At 59.7% G+C, this 22,303-nt stretch carries 19 protein-coding genes and 2 pseudogenes; 11 read left to right on the top strand and 10 right to left on the bottom strand.

From position 1 onward, the window contains the following. Window position 1 precedes the first annotated feature (1 nt). Both AC1DTN_RS22885 and AC1DTN_RS22880 read left to right on the top strand, forming a co-directional pair. The gene (locus AC1DTN_RS22885; protein ID WP_439018643.1) at window positions 2-784 is read left to right on the top strand and encodes an ABC transporter ATP-binding protein; all 783 of its coding nucleotides are present in this window, start codon (window positions 2-4) and stop codon (window positions 782-784) included. Window positions 785-845: 61 nt separating this feature from the next. Then, window positions 846-2,027 (top strand): amino acid aminotransferase, encoded by a 1,182-nt coding sequence (locus AC1DTN_RS22880; protein ID WP_477922710.1) that lies wholly within the window; start codon window positions 846-848, stop codon window positions 2,025-2,027. 251 nt (window positions 2,028-2,278) lie between these two features. On the opposite strand, the gene rtcR is transcribed toward AC1DTN_RS22880, so the two are convergent. Continuing rightward, entirely contained in the window at window positions 2,279-3,880 is a 1,602-nt protein-coding gene (rtcR, locus tag AC1DTN_RS22875; RefSeq protein ID WP_477922709.1) for an RNA repair transcriptional activator RtcR, read from the bottom strand. Window positions 3,881-4,181: 301 nt separating this feature from the next. On the opposite strand from rtcR, the gene AC1DTN_RS22870 reads away from it, so the two are divergent. Next, on the top strand, window positions 4,182-5,588 hold the full coding sequence (locus AC1DTN_RS22870; RefSeq protein ID WP_477922707.1) for an RtcB family protein: 1,407 nt from the start codon (window positions 4,182-4,184) through the stop codon (window positions 5,586-5,588). Window positions 5,589-5,620: 32 nt separating this feature from the next. Here AC1DTN_RS22870 and AC1DTN_RS22865 read toward each other — a convergent pair whose 3' ends face one another. After that, the gene (locus AC1DTN_RS22865; protein WP_477922706.1) at window positions 5,621-6,511 is read right to left on the bottom strand and encodes a LysR family transcriptional regulator; all 891 of its coding nucleotides are present in this window, start codon (window positions 6,509-6,511) and stop codon (window positions 5,621-5,623) included. A gap of 78 nt (window positions 6,512-6,589) precedes the next feature. On the opposite strand from AC1DTN_RS22865, the gene AC1DTN_RS22860 reads away from it, so the two are divergent. Next, window positions 6,590-6,919 carry a helix-turn-helix domain-containing protein gene (locus tag AC1DTN_RS22860; RefSeq protein ID WP_477922704.1) on the top strand — a complete coding sequence of 110 codons (330 nt, stop codon included), beginning with the start codon at window positions 6,590-6,592 and terminating at the stop codon, window positions 6,917-6,919. 558 nt (window positions 6,920-7,477) lie between these two features. On the opposite strand, the pseudogene AC1DTN_RS22855 reads toward AC1DTN_RS22860, so the two are convergent. From AC1DTN_RS22855 to AC1DTN_RS22820, 8 genes and pseudogenes are all read right to left on the bottom strand, one after another. Then, a pseudogene (locus AC1DTN_RS22855) lies at window positions 7,478-8,519 on the bottom strand (IS110 family RNA-guided transposase). An 87-nt stretch (window positions 8,520-8,606) separates the two neighbouring features. Continuing rightward, window positions 8,607-8,804: pseudogene (locus AC1DTN_RS22850) on the bottom strand (helix-turn-helix domain-containing protein); the annotation flags it as partial. A gap of 9 nt (window positions 8,805-8,813) precedes the next feature. Further along, window positions 8,814-9,068: a hypothetical protein gene (locus AC1DTN_RS22845; RefSeq protein ID WP_477922703.1), complete on the bottom strand. Its 255-nt coding sequence runs from the start codon at window positions 9,066-9,068 to the stop codon at window positions 8,814-8,816. 442 nt (window positions 9,069-9,510) lie between these two features. After that, on the bottom strand, window positions 9,511-10,332 hold the full coding sequence (locus AC1DTN_RS22840) for a carbohydrate ABC transporter permease (protein ID WP_477922702.1): 822 nt from the start codon (window positions 10,330-10,332) through the stop codon (window positions 9,511-9,513). Next, complete coding sequence (locus tag AC1DTN_RS22835) at window positions 10,329-11,201, bottom strand: carbohydrate ABC transporter permease (RefSeq protein WP_113325461.1); 873 nt, start codon at window positions 11,199-11,201, stop codon at window positions 10,329-10,331. The genes AC1DTN_RS22840 and AC1DTN_RS22835 overlap by 4 nt, the downstream gene beginning before the upstream one ends. Before the next feature lie 55 nt (window positions 11,202-11,256). Beyond that, window positions 11,257-12,588: an extracellular solute-binding protein gene (locus AC1DTN_RS22830; protein WP_477922701.1), complete on the bottom strand. Its 1,332-nt coding sequence runs from the start codon at window positions 12,586-12,588 to the stop codon at window positions 11,257-11,259. A gap of 51 nt (window positions 12,589-12,639) precedes the next feature. Continuing rightward, window positions 12,640-14,157 carry a putative N-acetylmannosamine-6-phosphate 2-epimerase gene (locus AC1DTN_RS22825; RefSeq protein ID WP_477922850.1) on the bottom strand — a complete coding sequence of 506 codons (1,518 nt, stop codon included), beginning with the start codon at window positions 14,155-14,157 and terminating at the stop codon, window positions 12,640-12,642. 68 nt (window positions 14,158-14,225) lie between these two features. Next, window positions 14,226-14,975 carry a GntR family transcriptional regulator gene (locus AC1DTN_RS22820; protein WP_113325458.1) on the bottom strand — a complete coding sequence of 250 codons (750 nt, stop codon included), beginning with the start codon at window positions 14,973-14,975 and terminating at the stop codon, window positions 14,226-14,228. A 190-nt stretch (window positions 14,976-15,165) separates the two neighbouring features. On the opposite strand from AC1DTN_RS22820, the gene AC1DTN_RS22815 reads away from it, so the two are divergent. From AC1DTN_RS22815 to AC1DTN_RS22785, 7 genes are read left to right on the top strand one after another with little or no spacing between them, the layout of a single operon-like run. Then, window positions 15,166-15,909, top strand: a complete 744-nt coding sequence (locus AC1DTN_RS22815) for a FadR/GntR family transcriptional regulator (protein WP_113325457.1) — start codon at window positions 15,166-15,168, stop codon at window positions 15,907-15,909. Next, window positions 15,893-17,491 carry an ABC transporter substrate-binding protein gene (locus tag AC1DTN_RS22810; protein WP_477922699.1) on the top strand — a complete coding sequence of 533 codons (1,599 nt, stop codon included), beginning with the start codon at window positions 15,893-15,895 and terminating at the stop codon, window positions 17,489-17,491. The genes AC1DTN_RS22815 and AC1DTN_RS22810 overlap by 17 nt, the downstream gene beginning before the upstream one ends. A gap of 57 nt (window positions 17,492-17,548) precedes the next feature. After that, window positions 17,549-18,508 (top strand): ABC transporter permease, encoded by a 960-nt coding sequence (locus AC1DTN_RS22805; RefSeq protein WP_477922697.1) that lies wholly within the window; start codon window positions 17,549-17,551, stop codon window positions 18,506-18,508. Between the two features lie 2 nt (window positions 18,509-18,510). Further along, window positions 18,511-19,389, top strand: coding sequence for an ABC transporter permease (locus AC1DTN_RS22800; protein WP_477922695.1), 879 nt, complete (start codon window positions 18,511-18,513; stop codon window positions 19,387-19,389). Window positions 19,390-19,406: 17 nt separating this feature from the next. Then, complete coding sequence (locus AC1DTN_RS22795) at window positions 19,407-20,324, top strand: dihydrodipicolinate synthase family protein (RefSeq protein ID WP_113325453.1); 918 nt, start codon at window positions 19,407-19,409, stop codon at window positions 20,322-20,324. Window positions 20,325-20,332: 8 nt separating this feature from the next. Further along, entirely contained in the window at window positions 20,333-21,349 is a 1,017-nt protein-coding gene (locus AC1DTN_RS22790; protein WP_477922693.1) for an ABC transporter ATP-binding protein, read from the top strand. Further along, window positions 21,350-22,303 carry an ABC transporter ATP-binding protein gene (locus AC1DTN_RS22785; protein WP_477922692.1) on the top strand — a complete coding sequence of 318 codons (954 nt, stop codon included), beginning with the start codon at window positions 21,350-21,352 and terminating at the stop codon, window positions 22,301-22,303.

The raw sequence follows: 22,303 nt of genomic DNA, 5'->3' as shown, positions 1-22,303 counted from the left end.
GATGAGCGATCCCAAACTCAAGATCGAGGGTCTGAACAAATGGTATGGTGGCAGGAAGAGCCGCGTTCATGCCCTCAGCAATATCGATCTGGAACTCGCCGACAACGAGTTCGTTTCCCTGGTCGGTGCTTCCGGCTGTGGCAAAAGTACGCTTCTGTCTATCGTCGCCGGACTTCAGGGCTTCGACAACGGCGTTCTTCTGACGGATGGTTCGCCGATCGTCGGCCCTGGGCTCGATCGCGGCGTTGTCTTCCAATCCTACACGCTGTTGCCGTGGCTGACCGCGCAGCAGAATGTCGAATTCGCCCTGCAGGCGGCCGGGTTGCCGAAGGCAGAGTGCCGGGATGTCGCCCGCCACCACATCGAACTGGTGAAGCTCACCAAGTTCGCCGATGCATTCCCCTCTCAACTGTCGGGGGGCATGAAGCAGCGGGTCGCCATTGCGCGTGCCCTTTCCTATCGACCGAAAATGCTATTGATGGATGAGCCGTTCGGCGCGCTGGACGCTCTGACCCGTCACCAGATGCAGGAACTGCTGACCCAGATCTGGGAAGAGCATCGGCTGACCGTGCTGTTCGTCACGCATGATGTCGAAGAAGCCGTTTACCTGTCCGACCGTATCGTGGCGATGAGCATCAATCCGGGACGCATCAACGCGACCTTCCATGTCGGCCTCGCCCGCCCACGCAGCCAGGATATGATTGCCTCGTCAGAATTCGTTGCGCTTCAAAAGCAGGTGCTTTCTGCAATCCGCGCCGGATCGCAAAGTGAGTTGGAGCATTGATTCAGCCAATGCGGGGTGGCTGACGCAGCTCCGCATTTGACCTCAATTCGAAGGAAAAGCTATGTTCGAAACTCTCACTGCCGCTCCGCCGGACAAGATCCTCAGCCTCTCGATTCTCTACAAGAACGACGAGCGGCCGAGGAAAATGGATCTCGGCGTCGGCGTCTACAAGGATTCGCAGGGTGCGACCGTCATCATGCGAGCAGTGCGTGACGCCGAGAAGCGCCTTTATGAAAGCCAGACGACCAAAACCTATGTCGGCATGGCAGGCGATGAAGGTTTCAACAAGGCCATGCTGAGGCTGGTCTTTGGCGAGGAGGCCGATCTCTCACGCATGTTCGCCTGCCAGACAGCGGGCGGCTCGGGCGCGCTTCGCACGATCGCCGACCTGCTGGTAAAGGCCCGGCCGGACGCCACCATCTGGCTCTCCGACCCGACCTGGGTGAATCATGTGCCGATCCTGAAGGCTACTGGTTTCAAAACCGCGACCTATCCCTATTTCGATCCAGCCAGCGGCACGGTGAAGGCCGATGCCATGCTCAAGGGATTAAAGCAGGCGAAGGCCGGCGACGTCGTCCTGCTGCATGGCTGCTGCCACAACCCGACCGGCGCCAATCTGACGATCGAGCAGTGGGGTCCGGTCGTGGATCTTCTTGTCGAACGCGACCTTTTCCCCTTCATCGATCTTGCCTATCAGGGCTTCGGCGATGGTTTGGAGGAAGACGCCGCCGCTGTTCGCCTGCTCGCAAGCAAGGTGCCGGAAATGGCCGTCGCCACCTCCTGCTCGAAGAATTTTTCGGTCTACCGCGACCGCGTCGGCGCCGTCATCCTGATGGGCAAGGACCCAGAAACTGTAAAGATCGCTGGCAGTCAGGCGCTCGCTACCACTCGCGTGCTGTATTCCATGCCGCCGGACCATGCCGCTGCCGCCGTCCGCCTTATCCTCGAGGACGATCAGCTGCGCGCCGACTGGAAGTCCGAACTCGAAGCAATGCGGCTTCGCATGCTCAACCTGCGCAAGGGCTTTGCCGAGGCGCTCCGTCGCCAGTCCAACTCCTCGCGCTTCGACTTTATTGCCGACCACCGGGGTATGTTCTCGCGGCTCGGCCTGACCGAAGCGCAGGTCAACCGCCTGCGAGATGAGTTCGGCATCTATATGGTCGGTGATTCCCGCTTCAATGTCGCGGGCCTCAGGGAGGACCGGCTCGATGACCTTGCCAAGGCTGTTGTTTCGGTGCTCTGAGCCTAAGACCTTTGCCAGCTCAGTTGATGAAAATATGGCGCGTATTCTGCCGATTAGAACGGATACCTCAGCAAGTTGAAGCGTCAACTCCATTCGATATTGTGGCAACGAGCTCTGAAAGCGAGGATCGTTTTAAGTAGATTTGAAGTTCCCACTCTCCATATTGTTGAATGACGAGCATCTGCGATGCGCCGCAACCCACGCTCTTGAATGGGCTCGAACCGCCGACCCGCTTATTTCCGTCTCGGATGTCACTTCTTAAGGTCCTCGAACCGGAGATCGAACCGCGCGAGATACTTCGTCAGACGATCTGCATCATTGCTGCTCTTCTTCTCCAGACGCGAGTTTGCAAATAGGGCTCTGCCGGCAGCGCTTGCTGTTGGGTGTTCTCGGCAGGTGTGAAGGACGGTGGCAAGTTGCGCTGTGTCAAAGCGATCGAGACGATCGGCAACCTCGGCGCCCAGCAATTCAATGATGATTGCGTCGGCTGCTTGATCGTCATTTGCTGTGCGCCAAAGGGCCTTCAGTCTCCGGACTTCGTCATCAACGACGTCGGTCGTGATGCGCCCATGCGGCGCGAGTGTCGCCATACGCGTTACCGAGGCCGACAGATCACGGAAGTTGGCGCTCCAAACGGCTTGCGGGCCGGTCGCAAAGGCAAGATAGCGTTCGCGCGCTTCCTTGTTGAAGGTGACGTTTTCGCCTTCACGTTCCAGATAGCGCTTGAGCTCGAAGTCGAGATTGGGCTCGATATCTTCCTTGCGCTCACGGAGAGCCGGCAGCTGGAACGTCCAAAGGTTCAGGCGGGCATAGAGATCTTCGCGGAACCTGCCTTTATGGACATCCTCGCCGAGATCGCGATTGGTGCCGGCAAGCAATAGGAAGTCTGCGGACGCCTCCCGGTCTGCCCCCATCGGCAGGAACCTCTTCTCCTCGATCGCGCGCAGGCACATGGCCTGTTCATCAAGGCCGAGTTCGCCGATCTCGTCGAGAAACAGCACGCCCTTGTCGGCGGACTTGAGCAGGCCGGCGCGCTCGCCGGCAGCACCGGTGAACGCGCCTTTCACATGGCCGAACAGGGTGGACATAGCCTGGTCGCCGCGCAAGGTCGCACAATTGACCTCGACGAAAGGTCCGCTGACCTTGCGCTGGCTCTTTTTCAGTTCGTAGATCCGGCGAGCGAGTTGTGACTTGCCGGCACCGGTCGGCCCGGTCAGGAGAACGGGCGCCGTCGAGCGGATCACCACCCTTTCGATCTCGTCGATCATCCTGTTGAAGGTGGTACTGCGGGTCGAAATCCCCGATTTCAGGAAAGAGGCGGCGTCTTCCCGCTCGGAGGCGAAGCGCTTGGCGATCTCGTCATAGCGGGAAAGGTCGAGGTCGATGATCCGATGCGTGCCGGCGAAATCCTGTTCTGGCTCCCGGTCGCGGGGCGGCGAGAGCTGCAACAACTGGCCAGGAATGATGCGGGCCTCGGTCAGCAGGAACCAGCAGATCTGCGCCACATGGGTGCCTGTGGTGATGTTGACAAGATAGTCTTCCGTGTCAGGATCGAAGCTGTAGTTGCGGGCAAAGTCCCTAAGCTTCGTATAGACCTCCGAAAAGTCCCAGGGATCGCGGAAATTGACGACATTGCTGCGCACCTCTGTCGCTGGCGAGACTGTCCCGATGTCGCTGATGATCCGATCACACAGCTGCTGCGCGTGATTGTCGTGAACTAATTCCAGCCGATCGATGAAGAGCCCGGGTTGCTGGCAGAGCGCGACATTGGGCCGCCAGCGGCTCCAGCGATTTTCCCATTTCCCCGCATCCAGGGTGGTTCCCAATATGCTGATAGCCACACGTCGCTTCATGTCTTATCCAAAATTATAAGCTACTATAAGGGTAGATAATATTCGCTGAGTTACCAATCCTGCAACGAGAGATTTTTGCGGCGACGCCAGGAATTTTTATCTCATTAAAACCAATAGATACAAGAATCCTTCGATTTCTTCAGGCTCATTTCCTCCGGTTGGCACGCCACTTGAAATGTATCTGGCACGAACCGTTTAAGAGCGACCGTCACGGCCTCCGGCACGGTTCGTCGCCAAACAGCGCATAGAAGAGAATTGAACAAGAAGGACTGCAGACGCAGAAAAGACAATGATAGCGGTAATGAGCGGACAGGATTTGATCGATGCCGGCATGAGCCAGGGGAAGTGGTTCCGCCCGGCTCTCGATGCGGCCAACGCGGTTTTGGGCAAGGGTGGCTCGGTCGCCGATGCTCTGGAAGCGGCAAGGGCCTTCCAGCCCGGGCCGACGCTTGCCTTGAGGGCGGACAACGATATCGAGATCTATTCCAACATCCGCGCCGAGAACGGCTTCGAACAGGACAATGTCGAGAAGGTCAATGCGACGATGCGCGCACTGGTGCGCACGCCGGTCGTCCGGGCCGCGGCGATCATGCCGGACGCCTGCCCGGCCGGTCCGGTCGGAACGATCCCGGTCGGCGGCGTCGTCGCCTCCGAAGCGATCCATCCGGGCATGCATTCGGCCGATATCTGCTGCTCGATGGCGATCTCGATCTTTCCAGGCACGGACCCGAAGTCGCTCCTGGATGCCGTGCATGCCGTCACGCATTTCGGTCCCGGCGGCCGTCCGCGCGGTGCTCAGCTCAAGCCTTCCGCGGCGACGCTTTCGGCCTTCGAGCAGAATCCTTATCTGCGCGACGGTGCGCTGAGCGCTGGCATCGAGCATTTCGCGACCCAGGGCGACGGCAATCATTTCGCCTATGTCGGAACGATGAAGTCGACCGGCGAAACCGCGCTTGTCACCCATCATGGATCGCGAGCACCGGGTGCGCGGCTCTACGACAGGGGCATGAAGGTCGCGAACAGGTTTCGCGAACTGATCTCGCCCGAGACGCATAGGGAAAACGCCTGGATTCCGGCGGATACAGAGGAAGGTGACTTCTACTGGTCAGCGCTGCAGACGATCCGGCAGTGGACGAAGGAAAACCACTATGTCCTTCACGACATGGCGGCGGAAAAGCTTTCGGCCAAGGTCGCGGATCGTTTCTGGAACGAACACAACTTCGTCTTCCGGAAGTCGGACGGGCTGTTCTACCATGGAAAGGGTGCGACCCCTGCCTTCGACAATTGGGCGCGTGACGCGACCGATCTGACCATCATTCCGCTCAATATGGCGGAACCGATCCTGATCGTTCGGGGCTCGAATGCCGCCCATGGTCTCGGCTTCTCGCCACATGGCGCCGGTCGCAACTTTTCGCGCAGCGCACATATGAGGCAGTTGTCTGCAGAATATGGGGCGGATTCGCGAGGCCTTAGCCCGAACAACATCGCGGCTATTCTGGAGAAGGAAACAAGCGGCCTCGACGCGCGGTTCTTCTCCGGTTTCGCGGATGTGTCGGAACTGCCGAGTGCCTACAAGAGTGCTGCGAACGTGCGGTCGCAGATCGAACACTATGGTTTGGCCGAAGTGGTCGACGAGGTGATCCCCTACGGGAGCATCATGGCCGGCGACTGGCAGAAGAATGCACCCTGGCGCAAAAGGCGCCAGTAAAGATAGGGGAAGGCAACTAGGTTTGCCTTCCCTCACCTGCCCGGCCGCGCGAGCGACCGGGCGATATCGATGATGTCGTCGCGTGAGGCCGTCGGATCCTCCCTGTTCCAGGCGACACCGAGCCCGATCTTGAAATCGATCCCCCTCACCTTTTTCAGTTCAAACCCGCGGTTCGGCAGATCCTGCGTCCATTCCGGCACGAAGCCGATGCCAAGGCCGGCAGAAACCAGCGACACCAGCGAGAAGGTGTCGTCGCATGTGTAGGCGACATTGTCGGTCAGATCGTGTTCCTCGAACTTTTCGGCGAAATACCGCTCGCTGTAGGAGAGGTTCTGGCGGGAAAAGGAGATGATCTTCTCATTGCGCAGATCCTCGATGTCGATCTCGCTCTTCAGCGATAGTGGGCTCTCCCTGGCAACAGCCAGCAAGTAGCGCTCGTGGGCAATCGAGAAGAAGCGCAAGGAGCCGATATTCTCCACCGGCCGAATGAAACCGAGATTGATGCGGCCTGCCTCGATATGGCGGATGATGTCATCGGTGGTGCCGCTTTCGATATGCAGGCGGATATCGGGATATTTGCGGGCGATGCGAGACAGGAAGGATGGCAGCACGCCGATGGTGGCAGGATAGACGGTGCCGATCGCAATCCTCTTCGCCGTCTTGCCGGCAACCGAGCGGGCGATCTCGGTCGACAGGTCGACTTCGCTCAGGATCCTGACCGAGCGTTCGTAGAACGCCGCCCCTGCCCTTGTCAGTTCCACCCGCCGTGTCGTGCGGAGAAACAGCTGCACGCCGAGTTCCTTCTCCAGTGCCAGAACCTGGTTCGACAAAGCCGGCTGGGCGATATGCACCTTGGCTGCCGCCCTGCCGAAATGCAGCTCCTCGGCCACCGCAACGAAGTAGGATAGCTGGCGTAGTTCCATGATTCCCACGTTTTGTTCTTTAATTTCACAACGTATTGTACATGGACCCGTGGTGCCCGTCATGAACAAAATGTGGGCATGGAGACTTTTTCTTCGAACCTCAAAAAGCGAGCCGAACAGCTTGGAATTTCAAACGCCGAGGTTGCTCGACGCGTCGGTTTGAGTGAACGCAGATATGGAAATTACATCTCCGGAACCCGGCAACCGGATCTCGCTACGCTTGTAAAAATCTCAGCGGTACTGATGACGAGCCTCGATGAGCTGCTATCAGACAAACCCGATGAGTCTGCGAAAAGTCCCAAACGCAGCCTTCAAGAACGCATCTCGTCAGCGGCCGAGGCTTTGAACGAAGATGACCTCGCGAGGGTGGCGATCATGCTTGATGCATTGGCAGCAGCTCGGTCTTAAAGCCCAAGCCAGAACTGACCGTTCGTTTGCACAAATCGGAGCTCTCGTTGGAATCGCACGGACCGGCGGTATGGTGGGCGATCTTGCGCTAGCAGATGTCTACTGCCGCTCTAGGCGCTGCGGTTAGCGCCAGAAGTTGGCGGTTGTGGTTTTCGGCGTTCCCGTTTCGGACGTCAGCAAATTGGCTTCCCGTCTCTCCACCGTGAGCCGTTTGGGACGGAACGCATCCGCTCTGTTTTTGGGGTCAGAACAAGAGCAGTCCGAAATCGATGGGATGGAAGGCTCCCGCTCCCCCGGTGCTAGGATGGCATCGTGTGTGGAAGGCTCCCGCGTTGAGGGAAAGTGGCTTCGTTATGCAGCGCATCTCGAGTGCAGTCGTGTGTCCGGCCTTTGATGCAGCCCTTCTTTCGACTGCTGGCCTTGAAGGGTTCCGCCAGGATCGTGCCCCCAATCGATTAGATGGACTTTGACGTCCGCTACGCTAAACGGGTTCGGCCGATCCATCGGGATCGAGTTGCTGCCTTCACTTACCCCTTTGGCCTCAAACTTCGAACGGCCTCAGCTATTTGCGGGCTGAACCGCTCTCAGATCGTTGATTTCCTCATATTCGCCGCCTCGCGTCATGATCGACCACGCGATGCGAGCCATCTTGTTGGCAAGAGCGACGGCTGCGACCTTTGGCGGTCGACGCCTCAAAAAGCCACCGATCCATCCTGTGCCACTACCTCCGTCGCGACGAATGTAGCGTAAAACAGAGGTTGCGCCGAGCACCAGTAATTGCCGGATATATTGATTTCCTTGCTTGCTGATGCGGCCAAGCCGAGCCTTGCCTCCGGAGGAGTTCTGTCGCGGCACCAAGCCGAGCCAGGCGGCAAAATGTCTCTCTGACTTGAAAGCCTGCGGATCGGGGACAATCGACGACAGGGCCGACGCCGTGACAAAACCCACTCCAGGTATGGTTTCCAGTCGGTTCGATAGATCATTCTTGTAATGCCAGGAGATCAGCTTCTTTTCGATTGCCTGAAGGCGTTGCGCCAGGTCGCAAACTAACTTCGCCAGCGCCTCAAGGACGAACCGGGCAAGCTCCGGCAATTCTGATCGCTCACCTTCCGCAAGCTCCCGTACGACGCGGACCACCTGGCTAGTTCCCACACCAATCGAAATGCCAAGTTCGGCAAGATGGGCACGGATCGAGTGCAGAAGCATCGTGCGTTGCTTGATGAGCAGAGCTCTTGAACGGTGCAACATCGCCGCTGACTGCTGCTCTACGGATTTCACCGGCACGAAACGCATTGTCGGCCGCGTCACTGCTTCACAGATCGCCTCAGCGTCCGCGGCGTCATTTTTCTGCCTTTTGACGTAAGGCTTCACATAGGCTGGCGGCATCAACCGCACGTCGTGCCCGAGAGCCGAAAGCTGGCGGGCCCACTAATGAGCCGTTCCGCAAGCCTCGATGGCCGATGAGGCAAGGCGGCACCTGTCCGAAGAATTTCAACATCTGCTGGCGACGCAACTGTCGCCGCACAACTACATTGCCCTCGGCATCAATCGCATGAACCTGAAACACCGATTTCGCTATATCGATGCCAACAGTAGAGATCTATTCCATTCGAACGCTCCCGGTTTGTCCATCCTAACCGATGCCATCCTAGCACCGGGGGAGCGGGAGCCTTCCATCCCATCGATTTCGGACTGCTCTTGTTCTGGCCCCGACTTGGGCCGCCAGCGTCTTGATCTCTTCCGAGCGCGCAAGCGACGGCGCCAGCGAGAAGCCGAAGGCCTCCCCAAGCGTTTCCGCACTATTCTTGTGTGCATAACGCTTGCCGTTCGGACTGTCGTTGTGGATCAAGAGACCGGCGCCAATCAGCGCGGCAAGATGCCGTCGTTTGCTCGACTATGCTAAGCTATTGGGATAGCGGTCAGGAAGAAGACCGTGCAAGCGGCCACGCCCAACATTGATGGGAATGTCCTTGAACAACCGCGATATCAGCCGCGGTCGAAATCCTTGCCTCTCATCGATGAGGAGGAATGACATCCTCTTGATTTCGATCGTGATCACGCCTGCATTGTCATGGCGACGATAATTTCGTGGATCGATCGCATGGAATCCGTTTTCCAGCGCCCAGGCGGCTATCATATCCGCGTTCATCAAGGTCCTACTCCAGGTGGTGCGGACGTTGTTTCTCCAGCTGTCCCGGCCGTGCAAATTGCTTTGCAGTCCTACTGTTACCGCAACCGAAACGTTCCAAGCCAGTCAAATGCGTCCAAGATTTCAGTTACCGCATAGGTGTTGCCAGAAAGACTCGCAGCAATCGGTACGACTCAGCCGTAGCCCCGCCCTTTTGGTGCTCTTGTAGGAGGGCTAAGGACCCTCAGCTCGAGGCAATAGGGCAGAAAACGGGCCTACGCCGCCTTGTCTGTAGGGCGATCGCCTCACGCAGTCATTTCCGATTGGCAAAGTACTGGACGTGATGGCGATATTAAGTTGTTCGAATTCCGAACACGCGGTGGATTTTGGGTATTTTCACTCAGGTCGGACAAGCAATCATGGAAGGCTCGCAATTCTTGCGTTTGTCATCCAAATGCCTCGCCTAGCCTTTGATAGCCCCCGCCGTCATCGAGCCCGAAATTTGCCGATACATCAGCAAGCCGAGGAGGACAGGCGGCAGAGCGCCGAGGATCATGACCGCAGACGCCGTGCCCCATTGGACGCCGCCCCCGCTCGCGGCAAAGAAGAACGATGCACCGACCGTCATCGGCACTGCCTTGTTCGTCGTCAGCATCAACCCGAAGAGGAACTCGTTCCAAGCGGTGATGAAGCCGAAGATGAAGGTCGTCACCAGTGAGGGCCGCACCACCGGCCGGATGATGCTGACCATGATCTGCCACGAACTCGCCCCGTCTACCCTCGCCGCCTCGTCCAGTTCCAGCGGAACGTCGGAAATCGCATTGACGAGGATGACGAGCGCCAGCGGCGTGTTGACGATGGTCAGGATCAGGCCGAGACCAAGCTGAGTGTCGAGCAGGCCCAGAAACTGGTACATCATGTAAAGCGGGATCGCGAAAATGATGAGCGGCACGGCGCGCAGATTGATGACAACAGGCAGCAGCGTGTGTTTGCCCACCTCGCTCCTTGCGATCGCATAGGCAGCGGGAAAAGCAAGCAGGATTGCAAGCCCGGTGCCGATCAACGAGGCGACAATACTGTTCCAAAGATAGAAATAGATGTTGAATCGATCGATCTGCGTCAGAACACGCAGGTAATTTTCCAACGTGGGCTGATTGATCCACAAACCGGGATTGATCGAGAGCTCACGCGCGCTTTTGAACGACGTAACCAGTGTGACGATGACCGGAAAATTCATTGCGACAGCGGCAACGGCAAAGACGATCCAGCGCAGTGCGTTTATCATGGCCCACGTCTCCTGCGGCCAGCCAGCCAGTTGAGGCCGTAGAGCACGATAAGCGACGTCAGGAAGAGGACGACGGAAGCCGCCACTGCCTTGCCGATCGCGCCCTCCTTGAAAAACGCCTGGTAGATATAGATCGACAATGATGTCGTCGAGCCGCCCGCGCCGCTGCCCGTCAGGGCGTAGACATTGTCGAACACCCGAAAGCCGTCGATGAAACGGATGAAAAAGGCGATGACCAGTGTCGGCAGCATCAACGGCAGCTCGACAAACCAGAGGGTTTTAATGGCCGAAGCCCCATCGAGCGAGGCTGCCTCGCGCACGTCTATCGGCACTGCGACATAAGCCATGTAGAAGAGCAGGAAGGCGAACGGCGTCCATTGCAGCGTTTCGACCACGATCAGGGTCCACAATGCATGTGAAGCGTCGAGAAAGGCCGGGCTGTCACCAAACCACATGAAGAGATAATAGGGCACAGGCCCGGCAAATTCGTGCAGCACCAGGCGGTACATCAGGCCGATCATGGCGGGCGCCACCATCAGCGGCAGCATGAGCGGCGCCATCAGTGCCGACCGCTTCGATAAAAGCGGTGCCAGAAAGATCGCCAGGAACAGCCCGAGCAGGCATTCGATCATCGCCGTCAGAATGCCGAAACGCAGGGAAAAGGACGTGGCGCGCCAGAAATCGCGATCGGCGAGCACGGAAAGATAGTTGCCAAAGCCGCTCAGCGTCGGACTTCGCAGGGTCTGGAAGTCAACGGTCGAGACTGAATAGATGAGGTTGATGACCGCAGGAAAGCCGAGAAACAGCAGCAGGAACCCCACGAGCGGCGTGAGATAGGCTCTTGCCTCGGCACGTTTTATGATCGCCATTTCAATCCGCCGGATGGGCCGGACGCCTTGCAGGAGGCAAGGCGTCCGGCTGATATTACTTCTTCAAGAGGTCCTGCATTCCGGCCTTGGTGTGAGCCAGCGCATCGTCGAGGTTCTGCTGGCCCGACCAGTAACCGGTGAACTCTTTGGCCTGCAGTTCATAGACGGAGAGTGCGTTGGCCGAGGTCGCTCCATTCATCACGTAGCCGTATTTGCTAGCGAACTCGCCGAGCTTGACGAGATCGGGACGTTCCTTGGCAACTTTCGCCACCACGTCAGGGGTAAGGGCTGGCGAACCGCCCTTTCGGGCATAGAGCAAGGCGGCATCCTCGCTTGCCAGCCATTTCAGGAATTTGACGGCGCCGTCCTTGTTCTTGGCGTTCTTGTTGAGGCCGAGGCCAAGGCCGTGAATATGGTCGGCGCGGCTATCCGGCCCGGCCGGCGGCGCCACAATGCCGGTGACCTCGGCAACGGCAGGGGTTTTCTCGGCACTGGTGAGATCCGCGGCAGCGGCGTTCCACTGAAGAGCTGTTGCCGCCTGACCGGAACCGAACGCGGCATTGGTCTCGGCATATTCGTAACTCAGTGAATCCTTGGGCGAAGCGCCAGCGTCGTAAAGCTTCTTATAAAGTTCGAGGCCAGTCTTGTAGGCGTTGGAATCGACGGTGATATTGCCCTGTTCATCGGTCCAGTTTCCACCGTAGGAGCGTGGCAAAGACTGAAACACCATCATGTTGAAAAGCAGGTTTTTCATCTGCAGGACCGTGCCATAGCGCACGGGGCTTTCGGGATTGACCTGCTTGGAGAAATAGAGAGCCGTCGCCGCCCAATCGTCCCACGTCCAGCTGTCCGGATCCCTCGGCTGCAATTCTTTGCCGAGATATTGCTTGGCGATTTCGGCATATTTCTTCTTGGCCGCATCGTCCTTCATCAGCGCATCGATCAGATCCTTGCGGTAGTACATGAAATGCAGCGACAGATCCGTCGGCACGCCGTACTGCTTGCCGTCGAACTGCATGGTCTTCAGCACGGATTCGCCAAACGTCTTGGCAGCGCCATCGCCGAGATCGACGGGTTCCATATACGGCGCGTAGCGGCCGATCGAGTAAGTGGCGACGAGATTAATATCAAAGGCGGTCGAGCCCGCTGCCATGTCGGCCTGCAGCTTGTCGAAGAAGCCCTCCCGGTTGAAGAACAAAAGTTCGACCTTGTCGGCATCGCTGATGCCGGCTGTCTTATTGTATTCTTCGACGGCTGCGCGCAGCGCCGTTTCTTCCGAACCGCCTGGCCAGCCGAGAACGGTGACTGTCGCATTGGACGTACCAGGCAGAGCAACGCTTGCGAGAAGTACGGCAAGCGCGGATAGGGTCGTTCTGTTCAATGTCATCGTAGTTCCCTCTTTTTTGGTTAGGTTAGGATCGATGTCTTCCGGAATTCATCAGTCACCCTGAACTGCAAGGCTCGCCACGCCGATGATACCCGCACGGCTGCCGAGCTTGGCGGCCACCAGAACAGGCGTCACCCTGGGATCAACACCCGCAAAACAATCGCGCATGCGGTCGAGATAACCCGCCGCAAGGCCGATGCCGCCACCGATGACGATACGCGTCGGATCGAGCATCATCTGAATGTCACGGCAGAGCGTTGCCGCACGAAATGCCGATTGCGAGACGATCTCGCCAGCCCAGGTCTCGCCGCGGTCGGCCTGCTCGAACACTTCGGCTGCGGTACCCGGGTGTCCGGCCTTTAGGGCCTCCGCCGCGATCCAGCGGCCAGACGTCTGATCTTCAAGCGGCGACTGCCCGGCGGACGGACCACGGATCAGCCCGAAATGGCCTGCGAGCCCGGTTAGCGCACGACCATTGACGATAATGCCGCCGCCGATGCCGGTCGAGATGGTCAGGAACACCAGATCGCCACCAACACCGGCGCCAAACCGATATTCTCCCCAAGCGGCCGCCTGCGCATCGTTGATCGCAAAAACCGGTTTGCCGAAAACGGCGCTTGCCCTGTCAACCAACGGAAAGCGGTCGGGGATCCCGAGCGTTGCCGGGTTGAGGGCCGACCAGCATCCATCCTGAATGAAACCGGTGACGGCAATGCCGACGCGGCAATAGCGATCCGTCCAGGATCGAGTAGCGTCCGCGATCACGGAAAGCCACGCATCCGGACCTGCTTCCCGTGCCGTCGGCACCGTCATTTCATCCAGCACGTCGCTGCCTCTGACGAGCGCTGCCATCGTCTTCGTGCCGCCAATATCGATGGCAAGCGCCGTCTGCAGGCTGTCGGCATCGTAGGCCGCGGCAACGGCATCGCGAAACCACGAGGTAACATGCTCGGTGCGTGTAATCGCTGACCCCACGACGACGGCGAATGCTCCGGCGTCGGCGGCACTTGCTGCCTGCTCGGGCGTGCGAATGCGGCCCTCGGCAATGACATAGGGTGTGAGTGCTCGCATCGCTCTGATCAGGTCGATATCCGGATCGACGGGCTCAGGCCCACCGACATAGCCGGAAAGCGTTGTGCCGACGAAATCGACCCCGGCTGCCAAAGCGTTGCGCGCGTCGTCGAGGTTCGAGCAGTCAGCCATCGTCAGCTTGCCGCGTGCTCTGACAGCCTCGACCAGCGCTTCGATGGATGCCGGCCGAACACGATCCGTCGCATCGAAGGCGATGATGTCGGCGCCGGCATCCGCCAACGCTTCTGCATCGGCAACGAACGGCGTGATCCGCACCGGACTGTCATCGAGATCGCGCTTGACGATGCCGATGATCGGTACGGTCACGGCAGGGCGTACCGCTTTCACATAGCCGACGGATTCGATCCGCAATGCCTTTGCACCCGCATCGACGGCGGCTCTCGCAAATCCAATAACGAATTCAGCCGTGTCCGTCGGCCCGCCGGGGACCGGCTGGCAGGAGACGATAAGGCTTTTCTTGATGTCGTCGCGCTGCAATCGTGACACTCCATTTCCGCATCACGATAATTCGAAAGTACCAGATTACAACCAGTTTATGACTGGTATCATCGCGTCAGCTCGAACACGAAGTCATAAACATCGCCCTTGTAGCGGCTCTCGCAATATTCGACGATCTGGCCGTCACCGAGAAAACAGCGGCGCTCCGTCATCAGCAGCGGCGCTCCGGCTTCGCAATGGAGGTATTGCGCATCCTCCGCGGAGGCCGCCCGCGAACGCATACGCTGGACGGCACGCTGCGGAAGAAACCCGCGTGCTTCTAGCGCTTCGTAAAGGGAATCGCCGACCAGGCTTTCCGATGGAATGAAGCGAACGGGGACCGTTGATGTTTCGACGGCAATCGGTACGTCATCGGCTGTGCGGATGCGCTTCATGCGCAGGATATGGCTGTTTCCAGCCACTCCGAGCGCCATCATTTCCGTGGGGGAAGGTCGGCTTATCTGCTTGGAAAGCCATATACATCCGGGAGTAAGCCCGCGCGCAAGGATATCCTCCGAAAAGCTCGTGAGTGTGGAAAGAGACTTTTCGACCCGTGATCCGACCTCGGTCTTAAATCCGTGACGGCGATTGAGAAAGCCCTCCTCCTCAAGCAGCGCCAGGGCCTTGCGTATCGTCACGCGCGAAAGCGACAGGGCTTCCGCAAGCACCCGCTCTCCGGGCAGCACGGCGCCTGCCTTGACCGCATTCGAAAGGATCGCAGTTTCGATCGCCGACTTTAGCCGCTTGTAGAGCGGCAGACCCGATGCCGAGGCCTGTAACTCCTTGCCGATCACGTCGATCAGTTCATCCGTCGCCATAGCGTTACCGATGCTCTCAAAATTTCTCTGCGAAACTCCTCTGGATCTATACTGGTATTAAGATGATGGGGCAATCATCTTGGTCGAAACCAGATTTCCACAGACAGTTCCAAACCTGCCCATTTGACAGATATCCTACAAGTGGATATGTAACTCCCATCTTATCGGCGAGGCGAAGAGAAGATCAGGCATGGCGTTGAAATCGATGAAGCCGCTGACACGCGCGCCGCTGCTGCATGTATCCGTGCAGGAAAGCCTGCGCGCTTACGTCCATGATAACGGCCTGGCGCCGGGGACGCTGCTACCTGCCGAGGGAGAGCTCGCCGCCCAACTCGGCGTCAGCCGCAATTCGCTGCGCGAAGGAATCAAGGCGTTGGAATCGCTCGGAGTACTGGAGACACGGCGTGGTGTCGGCATCTTCGTGAAGGCCTTTTCCTTCGAACCGCTCCTCGACAACCTTGCCTATGGCCTTGGCGGAGCGTTGCGACAGATCGAAGAAGTGATCGAAATCCGCCGCACGCTCGAAGTGGGATTGATCGGCAAGACGATCGAGATGATCGGCGCGGAGGATCTCGCCGAGTTGCGTGCGACCGTCAACAGGATGCGCGCCCATGCCGAACGCGGCGAAACCTTCGCCGCGGATGACCAGCTGTTCCACCGGCTGCTGTTTCGCTGCCAGGACAATGAGACGCTCGTACGACTGATCGATGTGTTCTGGCTCGCCTTCTACAAGGCATCGGATTTCGTCAACCTCGAGAATGTCGATCCGATGGCGACCTGGCGAGATCACGCCGCAATTGTCGATGCGATCGAGGCAAAGGATCTGGAGGAGGCGCGCAGGCGCCTGGATCGTCACTACGAGGGTATTGCCCGGGTGATTGCCAACAACAAGACAAGTTCAAACGTGGGAGGAACACATGAAAAGACTGTCTAGATTATCCGTTATCGCGCTTGGCGCCCTGCTGTCGACGGTTGCCGTTCCGGCTCTTGTCGCTTCGGGCGTTGCAACCCAGGCTCAGGCCGCCACTTTGTCCGGCGGGTTCGATGTCGGCCCCGGCGGCTTCCAAGGCAACTTCAACCCGCTTGCGGCGACGGCCGGCTTCACCTGGCTCAGCATCTACTACGAGCCGTTGATCACCTATGACGAGAAGCTGCAGAAGGTCGTTGGCGCGCTGGCAAGCGCCTACGAGGTCAGCCCGGATCAGATGACCTACACGTTCAAGCTGGCCGATGCCAAATGGCATGACGGCAAGCCCTTCACCGCCAAGGACGCAAAGTTCACCATGGGCCTTGCGACGGATGCGAAAACCGGCTCGGTGCTCGCTGCCCGACTGAAGGGCATATCGTCGGTCGAGACGCCGGATGATCGCACGGTCGTCATCAAGCTCGGCGCACCCAGCAGCAGTTTTCTCGACACGATGACCAAGGTGATGATGCTGCCCGAGCATGCGCTCTCCTCGATACCGGCCGACCAGCTGGCGAAGAACACGTGGTGGTCCACCACCCCGATCGGCACCGGCCCGTTCAAATTCACCAAATATGTCTCGGATCAGTATGTCGAACTTGCCGCAAACACCGATTATCGCGGTGGCAAGCCCGCGCTGGAACGCATCATCAATCGCTATTTCGCTAACCCGGCCGCAGCGATCGCGGCGCTGAGATCCGGCGAAATCCAGTTCACCTACGTCGATTCCAACGACGTGCCGACCTTCAAGGACAACAAGGACTTCAAGGTCATCGAAGGTGACTCCTTCGTCGTCAACTATCTCGGCTTCAACCACGATTCCCCGCTCTGGAAGGATGTGCGCGTCCGCAAGGCAGTGATGTACGCGATCAATCGCGATGCCATCATCCAGAGCCTCTATGGCGGCGCCGCCAAGCCGGCCAACTGCGCCTATGTCGCCGAACAGCTGATACCGCAGGGCATCGACACCTATGCCTACGATCCCGAGAAGGCCAAGCAGTTGCTGACGGAAGCCGGCTGGGACCAGATCAACGGCGACAAGCCGATCACGCTTCTGACCTATTACACCACGCCGCTCGCGACCAACGTCCTTGCCGCGGTCCAGGCGATGCTTGCCCAGGTCGGCATCAATATCGTCCCGCGCGCCGTCGATGCCCCGACCTACAACAGCATCGTGCTCAACGCGACGCCGGATGTCGCCCAGTTCCAGATGGTTTATGCCGGTTTGCAGAACGGGCCGGACGCCGGCAGCATCAATGTCGGCCTCAACGAGAAGCAGATCCCCCCGGCCGGACCGAATGTCGCGAGAGTTCGCATGCCTGACCTCACCAAGGCACTCGACAGCGCGCTTGCCGAGCCGGACAGCGCCAAGCGGGATACCGCCTATCAGGACGTCTGCAAGGTGATGAATACCAACCTGCCCTGGGCGACGCTCTGGGTGGCAAACCGCTACGGCATCGTCTCGACCAAGGTGAAGGATTTCGTCTGGACGCCGGCGCCGGGCGGTGGCCCCTACCAAGCCGATTCGCAGAAATGGTCGATCGCCGAATAGGCGTTTTCCGCAAGGCCTCAAGGGTGGCTCCGGCCACCCTGACAGGACGAATGAACGATGCTCCGATACAGTCTTAGACGCCTGATCATAGGAATAGGCATGCTCCTCGCCCTGAGCATGCTGATCTTCCTGCTGCTGCGCCTGACGCCCGGCGATCCGATCGATGCCTATGTCGATCCGAACCTGCCGATGTCACCGTCGGATCTTGCCGATCTGCGCAGCAGCCTCGGGCTCGATCAGCCCCTGCCCGTCCAGTATCTCGGCTGGCTGCAGCAGGCGCTGATGGGCAATCTCGGCTATTCGATCAAGCGTCTCGACCAGCCGGTTCTGGGTCTCGTGCTGTCGCGGATCGGGCCGACAGTGCTCTTGATGGGCACCGCACTTGCCTTCGCCACCGTCGCAGGCATTGCCTGCGGCGTGATCGGCGCCGTCCGCCGCAATTCGCTTGCCGATCTCTCCCTGTCGGTGGTTGCGCTTGCCGGTATTTCCAGCCCGGCATTCCTCAGCGCGCTGATCGGCCTTTATATCTTCTCGGTCCGCCTGCACTGGATGCCATCAGGGGGCATGCTGACGCCGGGAGAGGAGTTCTCGGTCGGCGATCTCCTCCACCATCTCATCCTGCCGGCCGCACTTCTGGCTGTCGCGCAAGCCGCATTGATCATGCGCTACATGCGCGCTTCGCTGCTCGAAGTCCTGAACCAGGATTACGTGCGCACGGCCCGTGCCAAGGGCGTTCTCGAATTCTGGGTCATCTGCAAACATGCGCTGCGTAACGCGCTTCTTCCGATCGTCACCCTGATCGGCTCCACCATCGGGCTTGCAATCGGCGGCGCCATCTTCATCGAGAGCGTCTTCAACTGGCCGGGCATGGGACTGCTGCTCGTCGATGCCGTCCAGACCCGCGATTACCCCGTCATCATGGGAGCGACGCTCGTCATCGGTGCTTGCGTCATCGTCGTCAATCTTTTGACCGACATCACCTATGCGGTCGTCGACCCGCGCATCAAGGTGGGCTGATCATGCTGGCACGCTCTCCTGAACGCCGCAGCCCGGGGCCGCTTGCCCGCGCCTTCGGCCGCTTTCTGCTCAACCGCGCAGCCGTTGCCGGCGTCTGCATTGCCGTTCCGATGCTGCTGTTGATCCTGTCCTATCCGCTCTGGTGGACGTTCCAGCCGAACGACATCGATCTTCTGGCGATGAACAGCGGCCCGACGGCAAAGCACTGGTTCGGAACCGACGGCGTCGGTCGCGATGTCTTTGCGCGCGTGCTCGAAGGCGGCCGGATTTCGCTGCTGGTCGCCATCGCGTCGACTGCGCTTTCCGCGGTCATCGGCTTCCTCTTCGGAGCCATCTCGGCGCTTGCAGGACGTTGGACGGACGCCGTTTCGATGCGCTTCGTCGATCTCGTGATGACCCTGCCGCCCGTCATCTTCCTGCTTGTGCTCGCCTCGATTGCCGGCACCGGCATCTGGCCGACCGTGCTCGTCATCTCGCTGCTCTCCTGGCCGCTGCTGGCGCGGATGATCCGCTCCCGGCTGCTGGAACTGCGTGAACGCGACTTCGTCATGGCCGCCCGCGGCATGGGCGCCGGCATCGGGCATCTGCTCTTTCGCCACGGCCTGCCGAACTCGATCGATATTCTCATGGTCTATGCGACCTTGCAGATCGCCAATGCCATCCTGCTGGAGGCCGGCCTGTCCTTCCTCGGTCTCGGCATTGCGCCGCCGGCGGCCAGCTGGGGCAACATGCTGAACGCGGCGCGCTCGACCGCCGTGCTCGAACAATATCCGTGGCAATGGCTCTTCCCCGGCGCTGCGCTCATCCTTGCCGTGCTTGCAATCAACTTCATCGGCGATGGCCTCAGAGATGCCTTCGACCCGCGTGCCGAACTGAACTGACAATCGAAAGAAGCGAAATGACCAAATTCAAGGGTGTCGTCCCCCCCGTCGTAACACCGCTCAATCCGGATTTCACCGTCGACTATCCCTCCTATACGCGGGTGCTCGAGCATCTGATCGATGCCGGTTGCCATGGCGTCTTCGTACTCGGCTCAACGAGCGAAGTGGTCTTCCATGACGAAAAGACCCGGCGGGAAATCATCGAACATTCGGCCAAGGTGGTGAATGGCCGCGTGCCGCTGATCGTCGGCGTCATAGATCCGACCACCGATCGGGTCATCGCCCATTCGAAGGTCGCAAAGGCGGCCGGCGCCGATGCGGTGGTGGTGACGGCGCCATTCTACACCGTCACCAGCCAGTCAGAGATTCTCGATCACTTCCGTTATATCCGCGACGCCGTGGACGTTCCCCTTGTCGCCTACGACATTCCCGTCTGCGTTCACGTCAAGCTGCAGCGCCAGACCGTCGTCACCCTTGCCAAAGAAGGCGCCATCATCGGCCTCAAGGATTCCAGCGGCGACGACGGCAACTTCCGCTATGCGCTCCTCGACCTTGCCGAACACAAGGACATCTTCCTGATGACCGGCTCGGAGATCGTCGTCGACAACGCCCTTTTGATGGGCGCCCACGGCGTCGTTCCCGGCATCGCCAATGTCGATCCGCACGGCTATGTGCGCCTCTGGGATGCCGCGCAGCGCGGCGACTGGGTCGCCGCGAAGAAGGAGCAGGAGCGACTCTGCCACCTGTTCGAAATCGTCTGGGTCGCGCAGGGCCGCGTCAGCGGCGGCGCCGCGGGCATCGGCGCCTTCAAGACAGCCATGCGCAGCCTCGGCATCATCGATTCCGCCGTCATGCCGCGGCCGCGTGCCTCCCTGAACGAGGCCGAAACCGCGCGGATCGACGAAATCCTGCGCGCAACCGGCCTACTGAACTGAGCCGGACGATGGAACAGACCGCCGAACCCGTACTCGACATCAAGGGACTGCGAACGATCTTCCGCGTCCGCGGCAGCGAGATCACGGCGGTCAACGATATCGACCTGACGGTCGCCGCCGGCGAGACGCTCGCGCTCGTCGGCGAATCCGGCTCCGGCAAGTCTGTGACTAGCCTCTCGGTCATGCGACTGCTCACCCGCAACATCGGGGTGATCGCCGCGGGCAGCATCCGCCTGACGACGCGCTCCGGTGCAGTCCAGGATCTTGTTTCTCTCGACGAGGAGAGCATGCGCAGGATCAGGGGCGACGACATCGGCATGGTGTTCCAGGAGCCGATGTCGAGCCTCAATCCCGTCTTCACGATCGGCGACCAGATCTCCGAGCCGATCCGCATCCATCGCGGCGCCGACCGCAAGACGGCGATGAATGCCGCCGTCGCGCTGCTTGAAAGCGTCGGCATACCGGACGCCAGACGCCGCGCCGGCCAATACCCGCATGAACTCTCCGGCGGCATGCGCCAACGCGCCACGATCGCAATGGCGCTCGCCTGCGATCCGGCGCTGTTGATTGCCGACGAGCCGACCACGGCGCTCGACGTGACGATCCAGGCGCAGATTCTCGATCTCCTACTCAAACTGCAGCGCGAGCGCGGCATGGCGATGCTCTTCGTCACGCACAATCTCGGCGTCGTCGCCGAAATCGCCCATCGCGTCGCGGTCATGTATGCCGGCAGGATCGTCGAGGAGGGACCGGTCGGCGAGGTTTTCCGCAATCCAAAGCATCCCTATACGATGGGCCTGCTCGCCTCCATGCCACGGCTTGGCGACGCAACACGGATGAAACAGGCGGGTGAAAAGCTCGCAGCCATTCCCGGCATGGTCCCGAGCCTGGTGAACATGCCGAGCGGTTGTGCTTTTGCGCCGCGCTGCAAATTCGCGGTCGATGCCTGTCGCGCCGCGGTTCCAGCGCTTGACAAGATCAATTCGCAGCATCGAAGCCGCTGCATCAGATGGCAGGAGATCTAGATGAGCGAACCCCTGCTCTCCGTCCGTGACCTTTCGAAACACTATACGTCCCGCGGTGCACGGCTGAATATCCTGCAAGGCATCTCCTTCGATATCGGCAAGGGTGAAGTCGTCGGGCTTGTCGGCGAATCCGGCAGCGGAAAGACCACGATCGGGCGCTCCGTCCTTCGGCTCGTCGAACCGTCGTCCGGCAGCGTCCGTTTCGATGGGAAAGAACTGACAGACCTCTCCGCTTGGGCGCTTAGGCGGCAACGGCCGCGCATGCAGTATATTTTCCAGGACCCCTTCGCCAGCCTGTCACCGCGCATGACGATCGGCGAAATCCTCACGGAAGGCTTGAAGATCCAGGGGATCGGATCGGCCCGCGACAGGCTTGAACGAGCCCAAGCCGCCCTGGCGCAGGTCGAGCTGCCGGCCGATGCGATCAATCGCTACGCGCATGAGTTTTCCGGCGGGCAGCGCCAGCGCATCGGCATCGCCCGCGCCCTGACCCTGTCGCCCGAATTCATCGTCGCCGACGAACCGGTCTCCGCGCTGGATGTCTCGATCCAGGCGCAGGTGATCAACCTTCTGCGCGAATTGCAGCAACGACTCGGCCTGACCATGCTGTTCATCTCGCATGATCTTGCTGTCGTCGAATATATCTGCGACCGGGTCATCGTGCTCTATCTCGGCCGCATCATGGAGATCGCACCGAGCGCCGACCTTTATGCGAGGCCTCAGCATCCCTATACGCGCGCGCTGCTCTCCGCCATTCCGTCACCCGATCCGGATGCCCGGCGTCACCGGCAGATCCTCAAAGGCGATATTCCAAGCCCGGCCAATCCGCCGAGCGGTTGTGTCTTTCGCACGCGCTGTCCGAGCGCGCTCGATGTTTGCGCCGCCACAGTTCCTCAACTGCGGGAGGTCGCGCCAGGCCAATACAAGGCCTGCATCCGCAACGATCTCAACTGA

It is taken from the genome of Rhizobium sp. 01T444, from assembly GCF_056398305.1.
The sequence above is the reverse complement of the archived record's forward strand: the minus strand, read 5'-3'. Positions and strand labels throughout refer to the sequence as shown.